This is a genomic window from Streptomyces sp. NPDC058307 (genome assembly GCF_042880295.1).
Lineage (GTDB): Bacteria > Actinomycetota > Actinomycetes > Streptomycetales > Streptomycetaceae > Streptomyces.
In genome coordinates, this window is record NZ_JBHVYZ010000036.1 from 76,125 (window position 1) to 92,864 (window position 16,740).

Here is a 16,740-nt window from a genome sequence, read left to right on the forward strand (position 1 = left end):
CTCCGGGTGGGGTCAGCAGGAGGCGGACAAGGGACGCAGCTGCAGCCCGAGAGCGCCGGCGAGAACGGAGCCCGCCTGCCAGGTGAGGGCCTGGTTGTCGAACGCGGGCAGTCGGGTGATGGAGGCGACGCCGGGCGCTTCCCAGCCGACGTGTCGGGCGCCGTCGCCGACGAGCATGAGGTGGACGACGTGCTCCGGAAGGCCGGCGAGGGCTTCTTCGAGGCCTTCGCCGGGATCTTCCCCGTCGGTGATCAGGAGCACCGCATGGACGTCGCCGGGGGCGGCCTTGGGGAGCATCCGGGCCGCCCGTCGAAGGGCTGCCGCCGGCACTGTCAAGCCCAAGTTCGGTCTCTGGTCGAGGGCTTGGCGCAGGGTGCGCATCCGCCGGCTGACGGGCACCGGGCCGGCAGCGAGACGTGCGGGTGCGGTGCTGCCCCAGTGCAGTACTCCGCACCGGCCACCGCCGTGCCGGCGCATCCACTCGATCACCGAACGCGAGGCTGCATAGCGGACGGAGCGGGGGTCGGTTCCGTACGGAGGCTGAGTGGAGCCGCTGTCATCGATGGCAAGGATCACGGTGAGGCGACGGAACGCGTCCTCGACGGCGGCCGGGGTTGCCCCGCTGACGCCGGGCAGGCGGACCACGGTCTCCGGCTTGGCAAGGGCGGCTCGGGGGAATGCCGGCAGGGGGTGGGTGAGGCCCTTCATGTGGGCGACGGACACCCCGCGCATCCTGACGGTCCGCATCCGGACGGTCATGCGTCGACCTCCCCGAGGTAGTCGTCTTCGTGCACGAGGTGCAGCGGCTGAGTGCGCGAGGAGGCAGTCCCGACCTGCAGAGCCGCCCAGCGGCGATCGAGGGTCTCGCAGCTCACCGGGGCAGGGGCGCTGAGGATGCTGTCGTCCGCGACGTCCGGGTATTTCAGCAGTTCCTGCACGCTGCAGGGCACATCGACGTCCGGCACCTGTCCCTCGAAGAGCGGCTCGCCGGCCGGCTCCGAGTGACCGTGCATGACCGCACGCCGGTAGAGGAAACCGGCCCGAATCGTGTCCCCGCAGACCGCTTCGACGCCGGCCCGCGCCGAGGTGACCGCGCCATGGTGCGCAGTCACCACCCCGTTCACGGCGGCGGCACAGCGCCCTGCACGACGGCGCAGACGCTGATAGCGGCTCACCGCCCGTGAAAGCCTTCGCTCCTGCTGGCGCAGCGCCGTCCCGTACGGATGAGCGCCGTGTACGGAGATCGCCACGGCCACCGCGAACAGCCCGGCCTGGAGAGCCACAAAGGCGATCGTCATGGCCTCGACGCCGTTCGCCGTGAGGTACGCACCGCGCACGGCGGCCACACCGAGGGCGAGCATCAGACCACCGCCCACCGCCACGCCGATGACGATCTTGACGTGGGTGCGGACCCGCTGGTCCGGATCCCGATGCTCCCGTACCGCCTCACCCAGGACATGCGCGGCGGCGACCATGCCGCTCACGACGGGTGCCGCCGCTACCTGCAGTTCCGACACGGGCAAGAAGGAGACGAAACGATGATCGCTCACGCCCAGCACGGCCATGGCGATCGACGTCAGTGCCAGATCGCCCAGAACGATCAAGGCGAGGAAGCAGATCGCCGGCCTGCGGGAAGCCGGGCGCAGCAGACCGTGATCGGCGATCCTCTGGACAACGTCACGGCGCTCGGAATCCTCCCGCCCGACGGTCGTGAGCGCCGAGCCGGCGTTCTGGGACGTGGACTCGAAGGCAGCCTTCAGCCTTTCGTAACGCGTCCGGACCTGCACGAGCCGCCCGTCGAGGCGGACGCGGATGGCACTGGTGTGGGCAATCGTCGTGTGCAGTACGGCGAGCAGTCCGTACAGAATCTTGTTCGGGCCCCACCGCGCCGCGCCCATGGCGGCTTCGCCGTCAAGCGACCCCATCTCCGTGACCGTGAGGTCGTCGTAGCGCACGGGCAGTTCCTTGCCCGGCCGTGCCCTCAGGGCGGACCAGTGCCCGCGCGTGAGCTGATTGGTGTTGATCATGTCTTCCTTGTCTGTGCGTGAGGGATCTCAGGTACGGAAACGGGCCGGCAGACGAACACCGACGAGCCATCGGGAATGATCGAGGCTAAGACACCATGTTTCGGACATTGACCTCCCGCAGAAGCGCAATGCAGAAAATGGTGATAGGTATCGCCAAGATGGCGATTGCGCTTCCGATAACGACTCCAGGCATGGCTATCGCTTTGTCGTCCCCGGGCAGCCCCTTCCATACCTTTCCGAGGCGGGTCTTCACCCAGGCGGCTATACCTGCCGACGCGATGAGCAGCCCGAAGACGATTGATGCTGCACCGCCTGATGCGATGCCGGATACGAAGGCAATGATGCCTACGGCCGTCACCATGAAAATTGAAGCCGCAATGAACTTGTGTCGCGGTTCGACGGTGAACGTCGTGGTGCCGTCGGAGTTCTGGGCGATGGGCATCCATCCGACGCGCCAAGCGCACAGTTCACAAATTCCGCGCTTGTCCATCTGTGTGCTGCAGTTTTTGCACTGCATTGTGCTGCCCATGTTCTTCTCCCTGCGCGATTCTCGGTCGCTGTAGTCCGGCTTCTATTCCGGACGAGGCGACTGGTCATCTGGACGATGTGAACCAATGCCTCAAGCAAGCCATGCGCAAGGGGTTGCGTCATGCCCCGCATTCCCGGGGCTTGACCGAGAACGCCGACCGCGCTATACGCGGGACGGTCGACCGGGAGCACGAACACCGAACTGCCGAGGCGATGTCGAAGACCCAGTTCATCATCGGCACGCCCACGAACTCGCGTGCTGATAGCTTCGCGTCCGTGATTGTGTATCCGCTGTGGCATGTCGGCCACCAGAACGAAGCAGGCGACGACGGCTCGACAGTGCACGTCGATGAGAGCGGCGTGTTCTGCGACGAGGCGGACGGCGACGACGTGAAGCTGCTGGGTATCTACTCAACCCTCGAACGGGTCGAAGGACGTATGCGTCAGGCTCGACGCCTTCCGGGCTTCCGTGATGAATCGGAGTGCTTCTACTTCGACGCCTGCGAGCTCGATGAGGACAACTGGACCGAGGGCTTCGTTCGAGTTCCGCCGGGCGAATAGGCCGGTGGGTAGAGTCCGGGAGGGATACCGTTCGGTGGTCACGTCAGGGCCAGGGCTTCGGTGTTGTTGCATGACCTTCGGTTCGTGGGCGGCGAGGGTCACGGGTGTTGCGGTGAAGGCCGGCCGCGATGTGCTTCAGTCCGGCCGTGCGGAGGGCTCCGATGGCGGGGTTGCGCCAGGTGGCCGTCGCGCGGGGTGCGTTGCCGGTCCGCAGCTGGGAGGCGCCTTCGGCGAAGGTGGTGTCGCGGACGGGGTGCAGGGCCTTGATCTTCCAGTGGTCGCGGACGAGTCGGGCGAGCTGGGCTGCGGTGATCTGCTCGGTGATCTGCTCGGTGGTCAGGCCGGTGACGGCGTAGACCGTCTTGACGGTGGTCCTCCACGATCGTGGAAGCCGTGCCTGTCATGTTCTGGTGGCACCGCTGAGCTGACAGATCGTCACCGACCAGGCGTCACGCGACTGCACCGAAGCCTTGTTGCGACCTCAGCGGAGCTGAGCATGACGGCTTGCCCGGATGGGAAGCCGACACGATCAGAGCAGGGGAGTACCGCGTGGTGACGCACGAAGAGCCGTCGATGCCGGACCGGGAATTGCCGCGCTCCGAGCGCCTGGTTGGTTACGGGACCGTGCGCACTCAGCTCTCCTTGCTGAGCGACCGCCGGCTCGGGGAGGTCGTGGCAGCCGCTTCCCCGCTCGGGTCGGGCATCGGCGGAAGGTCGGCAGAGGTGGACAGCAACGGAACGCGCGTCTTCATCAAGCGATCCCTTTGACGGACACCGAGTTGCGACCGGAGAACGCGCGGTCGACGGCGAACGTCTTCGGACTGCCGATGTTCTACCAGTACGGGGTGGGCTCGGCCGGTTTCGGAGCCTGGCGGGAGCTTGCCGTGCACACCATGACCACGAACTGGGTTCTGGGCGGCGAGTACGCGGGCTTCCCGTTGATGTACCACTGGCGGCTTCTTCCTGACTCCCCTCCCGAAGGATTCACCGATGCGTTCGGGGGCCTTGAGGGGGCCGTCGCGCACTGGGAGGGATCACCCGCCGTTCGTGACCGGCTGGAGGCCATCGGCCGGTCGTCGTGCAGCCTGGTGGTCTTCATGGAGCACGTGCCGCACACACACTCGCCGGATGGCTGGACGACCACCACGAAACCGCCGCTCCGGCGGATGGGGACAGCGCCACCCTTCCGCTGGGCGGAGGAAGCCTTGATGAGCGGAGCCGCCTTCATGAGTTCTCGCGGACTTGTCCACTTCGATGCCCACTTTGCCAACGTCCTGACCGATGGACGCCGGCTCTACTTCGCCGACTTCGGACTTGCCCTGAGCTCCCGCTTCGACCTTTCGGCGGACGAGTCCACCTTTTTCGCGGACCACCTCGCGTACGACCGCTGCTACACCGCGAGCCACCTGCTCCAGTACCACTTGCTCGACGGCGTTCGCGGTGACACAGAACGCGAAGCCTTCCTGCGCAACTGGATCGCGGGCCGACGGCCCGGCGACATCCCGCCTGAGATCACCGCCATCATCGACCGGCACGCCCGCCCTGCCCTCGTGGTGGACTCCTTCCTCCGCCGTCTGCTCACCGAGAGCAAGCAGACCCCGTTCCCGGCCGCGGAGATCGAACGACAGTTGGGCGCCGACGCCACCATTCCGAGCTGATCTGCACCCTCGTGCGGGACCGACCACGCCGGCGCACACCCCATGACCCCGGCCATGGCAGGTCAGCGTGCGGGTGTGCCTTGCCGGTTGCCCGCGCGTTCGGCGCGCCCTGGACGACTTCGTCCGGGGAGGTGCCGGCGTCGCGGGCTTGGCGGTCGCCTTGGCGTCCGTGTCCCTCGCCGCGCTCTTGCGGACGGAGTCCTGCAGCACGGTCGTCAGCCCCTGCGGCGGCTCCGCACAGGGTGCACAACCGGGCGCTCTGCCGCGTAGGGCCTCCGCTCAGCCGCACATCGCCTCGGTTGGTGCACCTGGCAACGAGGCCATAAGGCCCGGGTGATGCTCAGTCTGATCATGCCAACGGGACGAAGCCGGTGACAGGGACCTCGACGCGATCGCACGCGAGTCGCGTTCCGTTCCGGCACCGCCTCCTGTCCCGGAGGAGTCACGGCCGCTTCAGTGGCTCACAGCATCGGGATGGCTGCCCGGTGGTCGTCGAGGTATCGCTGGTTGATCGCGTCGCCGTCGGGGAGGTTGGAGCTGCGCCAGAGGGGGAGGGTCACCTGCTGGGTTACGGAGAGCCGGGCCAGACGGGCCAGCAGCAGATCCCACAGGTAGGCGGAGCAGATGGTGGATATCGACGCGGTCGCTCCGCTCGGCGTGGGCACGACCGCGTCACCGGGCGGGACGGCGGTGTCGAGCACCGTGTCCGCCACATCCCCGAGCTTGGCGAAGGACCGTGCGGGCGCCTGTGCCATGTGGAGACGTGAGGAGACGGCCACGACGTAGGCCCCGCGCTTCTTGAGTTCGTGGGCCGCTTCGACCGGGAACGCGTTCACACCCGAGTTCGAGAAGACGACGGCCAGATCGCCCGGCTGGACGCCCGCCGGGGCCACCAAGGTCGCCGCCAGCCCGCTGACCCGTTCCAACTCGGTACTCGCCTGCGCGCCGTTCAGCGGCAGCAACGCCGGATGGAACAAGGGGCGTACACAGCTCAGTCCGCCGGCACGGTAGAAGGTCTCCAGGACCGCGGCCACGCTGTGGCCCGCCGCGGTGGTGTGCACGATACGACCGGTGCGTGTCACCTCGAGCAGCCGCGCCGCCACCACGTCCAGGGCGGCGGTGTTGTCTTCCTCGATCATGCGGAGATGGGCGCGCATCGCGGCCCCGAAGTCGTCACGAAAGTCCACGGATCTCTCCTTCGCTGGCTGGTGGCAAAACTTAGCACAGTGGTCTAGACCGGTTGCGTCCGTGATGGCTAGTCTGACGTGCATGAACGATCCCGTCTTCCTGATCACCGGAGCCTCCGGAGGCATCGGGGCCGCCACCGCCCGGCTGGCCGTCGACTCCGGATACCGCGTGGTCCTCGCCGCGCGAACCCACCGCTCCCTGACCGAACTTGCCGCGGAGCTGGGCGGTCCCGACAGCGTCCTGCCGGTCGCCTGCGACGTCACCGACTGGGACCAGCTCAGCGGACTCGTCCGCCGGGTCCAGGACACCTGGGGCCGGCTGGACGTTGCCTTCGCCAACGCCGGAGCCAGTGTGGTAACGAGCTTCCTCGGTAACCGGGGCGCACCGCCCGACCAGTGGCGGGACATGGTGCTCGCCAACGTCTACGGACCCGCCCTGACGGCACGTGCCACGCTGCCCGCCCTGGTCGCCTCCGGCGGTCACCTCGTGTTCACCGGATCGGCCGCCGGCCGGGGGGTACGGCCGGGCAACCTCTACTCCGCCACGAAATGGGCGGTCAACGGCCTCGCCCAGAACATCCGTGCCGAGTGTGTCGGCACCGGCGTCCGCGTCACCCTTGTCCAGCCCGGCCTGGTCGACACCGGCGGCATCCCGCCCGAACGTGCCGACGACCCGAAACTCGAACCCGGCGACATCGCCCGCGCGGTCCTGTATGCCGTCACCCAACCCGCCACCGTCGACGTCAACGAGATTCTTATCCGCCCCGTCGGCCAGGGCGCCTACCGCTGAGCGGGTTTCTCCGACTGGGATCTGATCTGAAAGCGCTGGTCACGGCCACGCGCTGGTGGCTGTGACCAGGTGGCTCGGGAGCGGACGGTGAGTTTCCCTGGTGCGTGGCGACGCTTTCTTCTTCCTGTTGTCCACTGTCCCGCCGATGTTCTCCGCCTTCGGCTTCGTCGGGTAACTGGCCGCGGGACATCCCGCACCTCGCACCCCACGGTCCGGGCGCTGCGCGACGTACTGGTCCCTGGTCCGGTGGCATCAGTCCGGGTCAGGAATCGTTGGAAGCGGAGCGACGCCGGTGATGTGGTGATGCCGTGCAGCAGAGGTGTCAGCTCCTGCGCGGCTCCGCACAGCGTGCACGACCGGGTGCTCTGCCGCGTAGGACCCGGTGCACATCGAGCAGCGGTGCGCCCACCAGTCTTCCCTCGTAGTCCGGTGCGTGCAGAACGGACGGGGCCGGGCCGCGGCACTCACGCAGCTTCGCAAGCACCCACCCTGAAGGCCGGCGCACCGGCGACCACCTCGACTCCGTGCCGAGCCTGAGGACCGGTGACTCCGAGCAGCCGTATCCGGTGAAGCAGTTCTTCGGACGCACCGATGGCACGGAGCCGTGTGGGAGCATGGCGGACCAGCCAGACAGTCAGCTCGGCACGCATCTCTGCCCCATCTCCCAACGTCCCAGGGCAGTCGGTCACCGGGCAGGTCGTATTCCCACTGTGGTGCCGCTCCGGCCGACCTCGGCGCTCAGTCTGTGGACCTCTTGCCGAGTCTGGCCGAGGTTCGTCACGCACGTTCGCCTTCGAGGACTCCAGCAGGGCCGGGCCGGCCGAACTGCCACAGGCTGACGATCGCAACGGCCCCTTCCTCTGTTCGTTTCTGCCCGCCGTTCCTCTACGCTCAAGTACGCTCAAGGGCGTCATCAACTACCACATGACATCTGCCCGGTGACGGAGTCAGGCGTGGGGTGCGCGTCCCCGTTCCACGCCACTACTGGACGGCTTCAGGCGCAGCCACGGGCCGGCACATCCGGACGCCGACGACCCCGTTGGTGCGTCCCGCCGGGCGGCGAAAGGGATGCGCCGTGCCTTCGGCTTCGGCGAACTACCGCACTCTGCTGCGCACTTCGGGTGCCGCGGCCTTCTTCATTCCCTCCGTTGTCGGGCGTCTGGGCATCGCCATGACGGGGATCGGCATCGTCTGGCTGGTGCACGCACGCGCCGGGTCGTATGCCGCCGCGGGCCTGGTCACCGGCGGGTTCGCTGTCGCGGACGCCGTCGCCGGACCCCAGATCGGGCGCCTTGTCGACCGGTTCGGACAGGCGCGGGTGCTTCCCTGGGCGTTGGGCGCACATGCGGGCGCCGTGGCGCTGCTGCTCGCCGGCGCCGTTCCGGACCTCGTCGCCGGAGTGCTCGTCGGGGCAACGCTGCCCCAGCTCGGCGCCCTGTCCGCCGCTCGCTGGTCCGCCCTGCTGTCCGGCGAACGGGCCACCGCACTACCCACCGCCTTCGCCTTGGAGGCCCTCGCCAACGGCTTGTCCTACCTGGCCGGCCCCGCCCTGGTGAGCGTCCTCGGTGCGGCGGGTCGGCCGGGCGCCGGCGTCCTGCTCGCCGCCACGCTCGTCGTCGGAGGCGGCCTCACCCTCGCCGCCGAGCGTGGCACCACACCAACCCTCACCGGCTCCGCCGAACGCCGGCACGCCGGACGCGCCCTGCTCCGCGCCGCATTCCTGCGACAGGTCGCGCTCGGCCTCACGCTCGGGGTGTTCTTCGGCGCGATGCAGGTGTCCGTCACCGCATACGCCGTCGGACGCGGCACACCGGACGCGGCAGCACCGCTCTACTTCGCCTCCAACTGCACCAATCTGCTCGGAGGTTGGGCCTACGGAGCATGGCGTCACGGCGGTTCAGCCCGACGCCACCAGGCCGCGGCCGCAGCCGGCCTCGCCCTCGCGAGCTTCCCGTTGACCATCCTCGATGCGCCCCTCGCGATCGGCGGCACCCTCGCCCTGACCGGACTCGCCGTGCCGGTCCTGCTGATCCTCACCTCCGTGCTCATTGAGTCGTCGGTCCCGCGCGCCGTGCTCACCCAGGCGTTCACCTGGGGGAACTCCGCAAGCGCCGCAGGAATAGCAGCCGCCGCGGCGGTCGCGGGACGGGTGGTCGACGCGGGCGGTGCACACGGCGGCTTCGCCGTGGCGGTGGTGGCCGCGATGGCGATGACGGTCCTGGCGCTCGGCGGTCTGCGGGACGCGTCAGCAGCCAAGGACGAACGACCTTGACGCGGGTCGGAGGACGGCCACCATCAGGACGCCGAGGAAGAAGCCGCAAGTCCCCACTGCCTCGACGTCCGGCGGACTTTTCGTTCTGGGGGAGGTATTCCTGGCTGTGTCAAAGTTCAGACCTTACCAATGAACTCATACGGCGGGAAGCGGGCAGCCGCTCAATTCGGGTGAGATCGAAAGGTTGGCGTCGTTCCTTCGGCACCCCCTAGATTCGGTGAAGTCAACCCACAGCATCTCTTCGAGGAGAGTTTGACTATGACCGAAAATCGCGGCGGGAGCCGTCGGACGTGGGTGCGTGGCATGGTGGCAGTCGCCACCGGCTTTTCGGCCGTTCTCACCATGGCCTCCACCGCCGACGCGGCGACGCACAGCGCCGGGACCGCCGCATCAGCGTCGGTCAGCTGCCCGTACAAGTACTTCTGCGCCTATCCGGGACAGGATTTCACCGGTACCCCGATACTCATGTACAACTGCGTCGAATACGACATGCCGTGGTCGAGTGTGGGTTCGTGGATCAACAACCAGACCCCGGGAACCCGCGCGCAATTCAGGAGTTCCGACCATGTGACGCGCTGGAGCGATAGTGGTGCCTACGACTCGGACGCCTCCGCCGACTGGTCATGGGTGTGGTGGGTGAAACCCTGCTGAGAGACGACTGGGCCAGCGGCGACAGGGGACTCCCCGCCATCGGATGCTTCTCCCACGCCTTCCTCGCGCGGCGACGGCTCACCCCCGGGGGATAGGCCACGACTGATGAAACAACGGCCCTGGAGTACATGCGGCGCCGTGCATCCGGCGCATGAGGCCGGAGAAGACCGACGGCCCAGGCCGCCCGCCAGCGCGAAGGCTCACGCTGCGGGCGGCCGCACGCATGCGACCAGAAGCCGCACGAGAAACGGAACTCCGTCGAAGGGCCGGCCACCGGCTCGGGTGGCATCGGGCGGTGGCTTGTCGTCCCGTGCTCCGTGCCGATGTCCCCGACCGGATCACTGCGACAACCCGAGCGGGAGACTGCCTCATCGGGATCTCCCACAGCCCGTCCGGAGCAATCAACTCCACGGACTCTCGCCCCATGTTGGGTCAGCGACCGCCTCAGCCACGTAGGACTCGATCTAAGACGGGATGAACAGGGCCTGGAGGGTTCGGGTGGCTGTTTTGCGGAGCCAGGCGTGGGCGGGGTCGTTGTCGTGGCGCTGGTGCCAGAGCAGGTGGAGGGGCACGTCGGTGAGGTCCAGCGGCAGCGGCAGTGTGGTCAGGCCGAGCTGGTGGCGGGCGGAGCGAGTGGCCGCGTCGGGGAGGGTGACCACCAACTCGGTTTCGCGGGCGAGTTGTAGTGCCGTGGCCGTGGTGGGGGCGGAGGCGATGACACGGCGCTCGTGACCCAGTGCGGTCAGTGCGTCGTCGATCCGGTCGTGGAGGTTTCCGCGCCGGGAGACGATGAGGTGATCGGCCGCCGCGTACCTCTCGGCGGTCACGGGCTGTTCGGTGAGCGAGTGGCCTGGGCGGACCGCGACGACGAGCCGGTCGCGGCCGATGAGGCGGTGGCGGATGTCGGGCAGGGACGGCGGGCCGGCACTGGAGGCGAGGTCGACCTCGCCGCGGCGCAGCTCGGGGGTGTCGTCGCCGGGCTCGGCGGTCAGCCGCAGCCGCACCCCGGGAGCCTGGCTGTGCACCGCGGCGATCAGGGCGGTCCCGCACGTGGTGGCGAGGGCGTCGTGCCAGCGGACGGTGAACACCCGCTCCAGAGTCGCCAGATCGAGCTCCGTCTGAGCGGACAAGAGGTGGTGGGCCTGCTGTACCAGGGCGTGGACCTGGGTGCGCATGGCCAGGGCGCGGGTGGTGGGAGTCATGTGCCGCCCGGTGCGGACCAGGATCTGGTCACCGGTCGCCTTGCGGATACGGCTCAGTGAGCGGCTCATCGCAGGGGACGTGACGTGCAGGCGGGCAGCTGCGCCTTGGACGCTTCCTTCCTCCAGGAGCGCGTCCAGGGCGGTGAGCAGGTTCAAGTCCAGTTGCATGGCAGTAACTGTATAAGTGAAAACCATGCACTTGTTGTTAACTGCCGCAGCTCCTACCTTCGAGATGCGGGGCGGAGGACAACTTCCGGATACACACCCCGCTTCTACCGAATCCAAGGAGCCCGCCATGACCACAGCCATGCCTTCCGGCCTCGACGCCACGCTCCTGTCCGCGGTGACCGCTGTGGTGGAGGACGCCGGAGTCACCCTGCGGGAGCGCTACACGACCCATGCCCGGGGCGTGAGCCTGGAGGAGATCGTCGGCGAGATCCACGCGAACGACGACGCGGTCCTCGCCGTGATGCGCGAGCCGCTGCTCCGGGCGAGGCCGGGGTCGCAGTGGGCGGAGGACGAGCTGGCCGGCGGGGCCCTCCCGGAGGGCGAGTGGTGGGTCGTCGACCCGGCAGAGGGCAACATCAACCACGTCCACGGCATGGCGGACTGGGGCATCACCGCCACCCTCGTGCGCGACAACCAGCCGGTCCTCACGGTCGTCCACCTTCCGCTGACCGGCGACACCTACACCGCCACCGCCGGCGGCGGCGCCCACCTCAACGGCCGTACCCTGACCGTGTCGGCGAAGAACGACCTGGGTGCCGCGCTGATCGGCACCGGCCAGGCCCGGCCCGGCGAGAGCACCGACACCTTCCGCCGCATCGGCGCTTCGGTCACCGCCATGCTCACCGCCGGTCTCGTCGTGCGCGTGTCCGTCCCGGCCACGCTGCAGCTCATCCACGTCGCCGCCGGACGCATGGACGCCTTCTGGCAGTTCTCCGACGTCCGCTCCGGCCTTGTCGCCGGCGCCCTGCTGGTCACCGAGGCCGGAGGCACCGTCACCGACCTGGACGGCAAGCCCTGGAACGCGGCCAGCCGCGACTTCCTGGCCGCGGCCCCCCACATCCACACCGCCGCGCTCGACGTCCTCGCCTCGATCTGACACTCCAGCACGAAGACCCAACCTGGCCCCCACCCAGACCGCAAGGAAGCCCCTATGACCAGCATCGGAATCCTGGGCGCCGGCCGCGTCGGCACCAACCTCGCCCGCACCCTCAGTGCGGCGGGACATGACGTCACGCTCGGCCGCCGCAAGAGCGGCGACGAGAGGGACACGCCGCCCGCGGACGGCACCGCGGTCCGCTACGCCGATCACTCCACCACCGCCCGCACCGCGGACATCGTCATCAACGCCACCCCCGGTGACACCTCCCTGGACCGGCTCACCGCCCTGCGGGCCGAACTCGCCGGCAAGATCCTCATCGATGTCTCCAACGCCACCCACGACGCCGACGACGGCCTGCCCGGGGACCTGTGCCACCCCGGCAGCAGCCTCGCCGAACAGCTCCAGGCCGCCCTTCCCGACACCCACGTCGTCAAGACCCTCAACACCATGCTGTTCACGGTCATGACCGCCCCCGGGGAACTGACCATCCCGCCCACGGCCTACCTGTCAGGAAACGACGAGCAGGCCAAGAAGACCGTCACCACCCTCCTGGGCGACCTGGGCTGGCAGACCGACTGGATCGAAGACCTCGGCGACATCACCACCGCCCGCGCGACAGAGGCCATGATCCTCGTCGTCCCCCACGTCCTGCGCCGCCACGGCTTCACCCCCTTCGCCGTCTCCCTCGCCCGCTGACCCGCCCGTTCGGAAAGACGTGCCCCGGCCGTTACCCGCCCGACAACGCCGGGCGGGTAACTAATGGCCGAGCGGCACCGGGTGCGCCGTACGGTCGAGTGGTCCAGCCGCAACCGGCGGCCGCCCACGGCCGTGGATGTGCCTTCGGACAGCAGCTGCTGCACCGCCGTGTACCACGCGGTGGTTCGGGCGACCAGTCGCCTTGGGTGCCCCAGGACGTCCCGGGTGCCGTCCGGCGAGACGAACGGCATCGCTTCCGGGGTGATTCCGCCGGCCTTGTGGACGCGGGTGGCGGACTCCGTGACGGGCAGGGGCGTCGCGAACGCCTCGCAGATTCGCTGGTGATGGGCCGACCGTCTTCTCTACGGCTTCGGCGAGGTTGCGCAGCAGGTGTCGGCCGTCGCCCGCCGTTCGCCGGGCTTGCGGAGCCCCGCTCCAGGCGCCTTCGGCGTAGGAGTCGGCCCGGGCACGATAGATGACCTCGACTTCCGGATGGCCGCGCAGCCAGGAGGCCAGCGGCTCGGATTCCGGCCCCGCCCGCATTGACCGGGCGCCGCTCTTCCAGGGCCACCAGGATCGTGGCCTACGAGTCGCCCTTGCGCAGAGCGAAGTTGTCGACCCCGAGGACCCGCACACTGCTCTGAGGTGTCTCCGGCACATTGCGGAGGAGTTCAAGGAGCTTGTCCTTGGCGACGCGGATGCTCGGCGCCGACGCGAGCCGCACACCCGGACGGCCTGCCAGAGATACGGCGATCGAGGTGAGCAGTGTGCGCAGCAGTGGCGTGTAACCGGGCATACGGGCCACGACACCGCCCCGGATGGCGTGTTCGGAGCTTTGCTGAGGGTCGGGACGCGCCGTGCGATCCTGGGAGGTGGATGGGCTCTTTCGGCGGTGCCTCGTCTGTCCATCAGGTGTCGTCGGGACTGCGCGTGAGAGATCCGCCTATCCAGAAGGCAGTGCCTTTTGATCTTTGCTCAGTGAGCGCCGTATGGCGTTGACCAGCTGCGCCTGTGCTTGGGCGGGCGCCCTGCTGGCCCGGGCGAACTCCTCTTGGCTCAACGGATTATGCGCGGGGTCGTGTGCCGGGTCGCGCGCTACTTTGTAGAGGAACGCGTTGATGGCGTTGACGAAGTTGTCGATCTCCGCCGCGACGGCCGCGGGGGCGACCAGGCTGGCACGGGTCAGGGTCGCGCTCCACTCGCTCCAGTCGTAGTCCCAACTTCCTCGAGCGGCATGGGCGCGACTGATGGGCACCGTGAACTTGGCGTAGCGGCTGACCAGTTCCTGATAGGCGAGCAGCTGCTTGTCCCGCAGCCACTGACGGTCCTGGGCCCGGTGCGATGTCTGCGACCAGGACCGGCAGGGATCATCTCCCGTAAGAGTGGGTTCGGCGCGCCCGGGCATTGCTTCTTGATGCGCGGTCAGAAGCTCCAGCTGTAGAGGCTGCTTTCCGTCTTCACTGCAGATCCCGCGAGTCGGGCAACCTCGTGCAGGACCGCCAGCAGGTCATCGTCAGTCATGTCGTCCCCGTCCTCGGACCAGAGCCGTGTGGTCCAGCGGCCTGCGAGTTCTTCGAGTTCGGCGGAGCTCGCGTTGGCCAGCGCTCGAGTCAGCCGCTTGGGCAGAGCGAACACCTCAACGCCGTCGTTCACGGGGGTGGCGACCCACTCCGGCCACGTCCACCCAAGGAGCTGCTCAAGCGGTGGGGGCTCGGCCGAAGGCTGCTCGAAGTACATGTCCCACTCGGCGATGGCACGGTCCGGCTCAATGAAACGGCAGGTCACCGTCTCAAATGCCTCACCCGGCCCTCGCAGCCGCGTCGCAGCAGCGGCTGCGTCGCCGGGGGCGAGGAAGCACACCGAGCTTTCGCCGACAAGGCCATCGTCGTTCTTGCCGTTGTCACCAGTACGGGGTGATGGGGGAAGCTGGTGAGCCCGCGGCCGGTGATGGTGACGGCGTAGTCGGCATTCGAAGGGGCTGTGTGAGCGGCCCAGCGGCAGGCGGAAGTGATGCCGAGTCGACGGGCACGGTACGACAACGGGGAGCTCTGCGGCGAGCTCGTTCACGGTCGTATTGCGAGCTGGGCGGGCACAGATGCCGATCTCGTTGTGGCAGCGGGTGAGGTGCTGGGCGGAAATTGGTTGACCTGCGTAATTACCTGCAATCAGCCAGGGGCTCTGGTTCGTATTGCTATGCGTTCCATGATCGTGGCGCCGCCCGGCGAGTTCGAGGATGAGGCGGTCGAGCGGGGTGAGAAGGACGGCGGGTACCGGGTCAAGGACAAGGACAAGCGTCAACCGTCTGTGAGAACGCGATCGAGCGCTGCCCGGCCGGCGGGTCCCCACGCCGGCTTGCCGCCAGGAAGGCCCCGGTCTCCGTTCTGGCCCATGAGCATGAGGAACAGGCTTTTCATAGCAGCCAGCCCGCGGGCCCGCCGGATCGTCGCCTCGTCCGCCTGCGCGTACACGTCGAAGAACCGTGAGGCGGCGCCCGAGGGAAGGAGCAGCCATGCGGCCGCGAGGTCCCACGCGGGATCGCCGGCGAACATGGCGTCGAAATCGATCACGCCCGAGAGCGTCCCGTCCGAGACGACGACATTCGCGGGATGGAGGTCACCGTGCAGCCATACCGGTGGGCCCTCCCACTCGGGGGCCGCCACGGCATCGTCCCAGACGGCCCGGACGTCGGCGGCGATGTCGCCCGGGTCGACGGCTTGCAAGAACTTCTCGAAGCCGTCCGTGCACGCCTTGGGGTGACCGCCCCGGTCAGAACTGGCTGGTGCCTCGGCGGGCGCCTCCACATGGAGCGCCCTGAGGAAACCCGCCAGAGTGTCAGCCGCGTGCTCACCGCGGCTGATCGAAGTGCAGTCCAGCGGCTCGCCGGGAACCCACGTCATCACGGTCCAGTGCTTGGGGAAGCGCGCAGACGGTTCACCGTTCCGCACCGGGACCGGTACCGGGAGCGGTAGGCGTGGGGCCAGGACGGGCAGCCATCGGCGCTCGTTCAGCTGGAGCTCCGGGGTGGGGGCCATACGCTGCATGCGCACGGCCAACTCGTCCCCGAGCCGCCACATTTGGTTGCCCCAGCCGCCCGCCACCTCGCGGATGGCCAGCCCTGCAAGATCCGGATGCTGCTCCCGCAACAGCTCGCGGACCAAGTCTGCGGTGATCTCGATCTCGGAGGTGGTCATGCAGAGACACAGTACTGGGGCAGGCGAAGCGACTCTCGCTCTCCGGAAGATCCAGCCACTCGACCTTCGCGCCAAGAGATGAGCCTGACACGTTGGTTGGAACCAGTGACGTTCGGCGAGCGGGTGATTGCTGGTCGGTGAGACAGACTTGGGACGTGGGCGGCCCGCTGCAGCTCGGAGCAGGACGGGCTCCACCACGGGCAGTCGCCAGACGTGTAACGGGTGCGCCCGGTCTCGTCCCATGCGGTGGGTCACGGACAGGTTGGGCAATGACCCCGCTCAGTCCGGGCCGCACGGCAGGGTGCCGGATTCTCAACTCTCCTACTCAACCTTCCGGTTGGCCGACCGTCGCGAAGTCCCGCTCCAGCTCGCGCACTGACGCTCCATCGGTAGCTGAACGGACGTACGGAAGCGGGGTGGTGGTTCCCTGTCCGGGCAGCGAGCTTCACCGCGAACGGACTCCTGCCCGTTGCCCTTCAGGGGCGGGAGCTCCCACCACGAACAGCCCGCCCCGGTCAGGTCACACCAGCGCATGGTGATCCGCGCGCCGTCGTCGGCGGTCGTGTGGTGCTCGCTGGTCTGCATATCGGCCGGGATCGGCTGGGCCGTTCCCGCGGCGCCGGTCATCGGCTCCCGCATGGCGCGCCCCGCCGCGATGTCCCCCTTTGCCGGTGGTGTGGCGTCCGCCATCGCGCCCGCCATCTGAGCCGGCGCCTCAGAGATCCGGGATCCAGCTGAGTGCCAGGACCTCTTCCTTTCGGTGGAGGAACGGCGTCAGGCGTCTGGTGTCTGGCGTCAGTGGTCAGGCGGCGGTGGGGATGACGATGACCTTGCCGTGCACGGTGCCTTCGGTGGCCCGGGCGTGGAGC

The 16,740-nt window shown here is 68.4% G+C and carries 16 protein-coding genes and 1 pseudogene; 9 read left to right on the forward strand and 8 right to left on the reverse strand.

Going from position 1 to position 16,740, the window contains the following annotated elements; genetic code table 11:
- Positions 1-12: 12 nt before the first annotated feature.
- Together ACFVYN_RS24800 and ACFVYN_RS24805 are read right to left on the reverse strand one after the other, a co-directional pair.
- Positions 13-759: a hypothetical protein gene (locus ACFVYN_RS24800; protein ID WP_390001938.1), complete on the reverse strand. Its 747-nt coding sequence runs from the start codon at positions 757-759 to the stop codon at positions 13-15.
- Positions 756-1,955 carry a hypothetical protein gene (locus ACFVYN_RS24805; RefSeq protein WP_390001940.1) on the reverse strand — a complete coding sequence of 400 codons (1,200 nt, stop codon included), beginning with the start codon at positions 1,953-1,955 and terminating at the stop codon, positions 756-758. Before ACFVYN_RS24805 ends, ACFVYN_RS24800 begins: the two co-directional genes overlap by 4 nt.
- Before the next feature lie 200 nt (positions 1,956-2,155).
- Between ACFVYN_RS24805 and ACFVYN_RS24810 the strand changes: the two genes are divergently transcribed.
- From ACFVYN_RS24810 to ACFVYN_RS24820, 3 genes and pseudogenes are all read left to right on the forward strand, one after another.
- Positions 2,156-2,590, forward strand: coding sequence for a hypothetical protein (locus ACFVYN_RS24810; RefSeq protein WP_390001942.1), 435 nt, complete (start codon positions 2,156-2,158; stop codon positions 2,588-2,590).
- Positions 2,591-2,696: 106 nt separating this feature from the next.
- Positions 2,697-3,116 (forward strand): hypothetical protein, encoded by a 420-nt coding sequence (locus ACFVYN_RS24815; protein ID WP_390001944.1) that lies wholly within the window; start codon positions 2,697-2,699, stop codon positions 3,114-3,116.
- Between the two features lie 573 nt (positions 3,117-3,689).
- Positions 3,690-4,774 (forward strand): annotated as a pseudogene (locus ACFVYN_RS24820) (protein kinase family protein).
- A 461-nt stretch (positions 4,775-5,235) separates the two neighbouring features.
- Here ACFVYN_RS24820 and ACFVYN_RS24825 read toward each other — a convergent pair.
- Positions 5,236-5,961 (reverse strand): sugar isomerase domain-containing protein, encoded by a 726-nt coding sequence (locus tag ACFVYN_RS24825; protein ID WP_390001946.1) that lies wholly within the window; start codon positions 5,959-5,961, stop codon positions 5,236-5,238.
- An 82-nt stretch (positions 5,962-6,043) separates the two neighbouring features.
- Between ACFVYN_RS24825 and ACFVYN_RS24830 the strand changes: the two genes are divergently transcribed.
- The 3 genes from ACFVYN_RS24830 to ACFVYN_RS24840 all read left to right on the forward strand — a co-directional run bounded on the left by ACFVYN_RS24830 (position 6,044) and on the right by ACFVYN_RS24840 (position 9,674).
- Positions 6,044-6,751 carry an SDR family oxidoreductase gene (locus tag ACFVYN_RS24830; protein WP_390001948.1) on the forward strand — a complete coding sequence of 236 codons (708 nt, stop codon included), beginning with the start codon at positions 6,044-6,046 and terminating at the stop codon, positions 6,749-6,751.
- A 1,075-nt stretch (positions 6,752-7,826) separates the two neighbouring features.
- The gene (locus ACFVYN_RS24835) at positions 7,827-9,023 is read left to right on the forward strand and encodes an MFS transporter (protein WP_390001950.1); all 1,197 of its coding nucleotides are present in this window, start codon (positions 7,827-7,829) and stop codon (positions 9,021-9,023) included.
- 258 nt (positions 9,024-9,281) lie between these two features.
- Positions 9,282-9,674: a peptidase inhibitor family I36 protein gene (locus tag ACFVYN_RS24840; RefSeq protein ID WP_390001952.1), complete on the forward strand. Its 393-nt coding sequence runs from the start codon at positions 9,282-9,284 to the stop codon at positions 9,672-9,674.
- A 464-nt stretch (positions 9,675-10,138) separates the two neighbouring features.
- On the opposite strand, the gene ACFVYN_RS24845 is transcribed toward ACFVYN_RS24840, so the two are convergent.
- Positions 10,139-11,044, reverse strand: a complete 906-nt coding sequence (locus ACFVYN_RS24845) for a LysR family transcriptional regulator (protein WP_390001954.1) — start codon at positions 11,042-11,044, stop codon at positions 10,139-10,141.
- 127 nt (positions 11,045-11,171) lie between these two features.
- Between ACFVYN_RS24845 and ACFVYN_RS24850 the strand changes: the two genes are divergently transcribed.
- Positions 11,172-11,981 carry an inositol monophosphatase family protein gene (locus ACFVYN_RS24850; RefSeq protein WP_390001956.1) on the forward strand — a complete coding sequence of 270 codons (810 nt, stop codon included), beginning with the start codon at positions 11,172-11,174 and terminating at the stop codon, positions 11,979-11,981.
- 54 nt (positions 11,982-12,035) lie between these two features.
- Positions 12,036-12,680: an NADPH-dependent F420 reductase gene (locus ACFVYN_RS24855; RefSeq protein WP_390001958.1), complete on the forward strand. Its 645-nt coding sequence runs from the start codon at positions 12,036-12,038 to the stop codon at positions 12,678-12,680.
- Between the two features lie 583 nt (positions 12,681-13,263).
- Here ACFVYN_RS24855 and ACFVYN_RS24860 read toward each other — a convergent pair.
- The 4 genes from ACFVYN_RS24860 to ACFVYN_RS24875 all read right to left on the reverse strand — a co-directional run bounded on the left by ACFVYN_RS24860 (position 13,264) and on the right by ACFVYN_RS24875 (position 15,871).
- Positions 13,264-13,476 (reverse strand): hypothetical protein, encoded by a 213-nt coding sequence (locus ACFVYN_RS24860; RefSeq protein ID WP_390001959.1) that lies wholly within the window; start codon positions 13,474-13,476, stop codon positions 13,264-13,266.
- A 147-nt stretch (positions 13,477-13,623) separates the two neighbouring features.
- On the reverse strand, positions 13,624-14,085 hold the full coding sequence (locus ACFVYN_RS24865; RefSeq protein WP_390001961.1) for a hypothetical protein: 462 nt from the start codon (positions 14,083-14,085) through the stop codon (positions 13,624-13,626).
- A 17-nt stretch (positions 14,086-14,102) separates the two neighbouring features.
- A complete protein-coding gene (locus tag ACFVYN_RS24870) occupies positions 14,103-14,978 on the reverse strand; it encodes a hypothetical protein (protein ID WP_390001963.1) in 876 nt (291 codons plus the stop codon).
- Positions 14,975-15,871: an aminoglycoside phosphotransferase family protein gene (locus tag ACFVYN_RS24875; protein WP_390001965.1), complete on the reverse strand. Its 897-nt coding sequence runs from the start codon at positions 15,869-15,871 to the stop codon at positions 14,975-14,977. Before ACFVYN_RS24875 ends, ACFVYN_RS24870 begins: the two co-directional genes overlap by 4 nt.
- A 532-nt stretch (positions 15,872-16,403) precedes the next feature.
- Here ACFVYN_RS24875 and ACFVYN_RS24880 point away from each other — a divergent pair.
- Entirely contained in the window at positions 16,404-16,577 is a 174-nt protein-coding gene (locus ACFVYN_RS24880; protein WP_390001967.1) for a hypothetical protein, read from the forward strand.
- Positions 16,578-16,740: the final 163 nt, after the last annotated feature.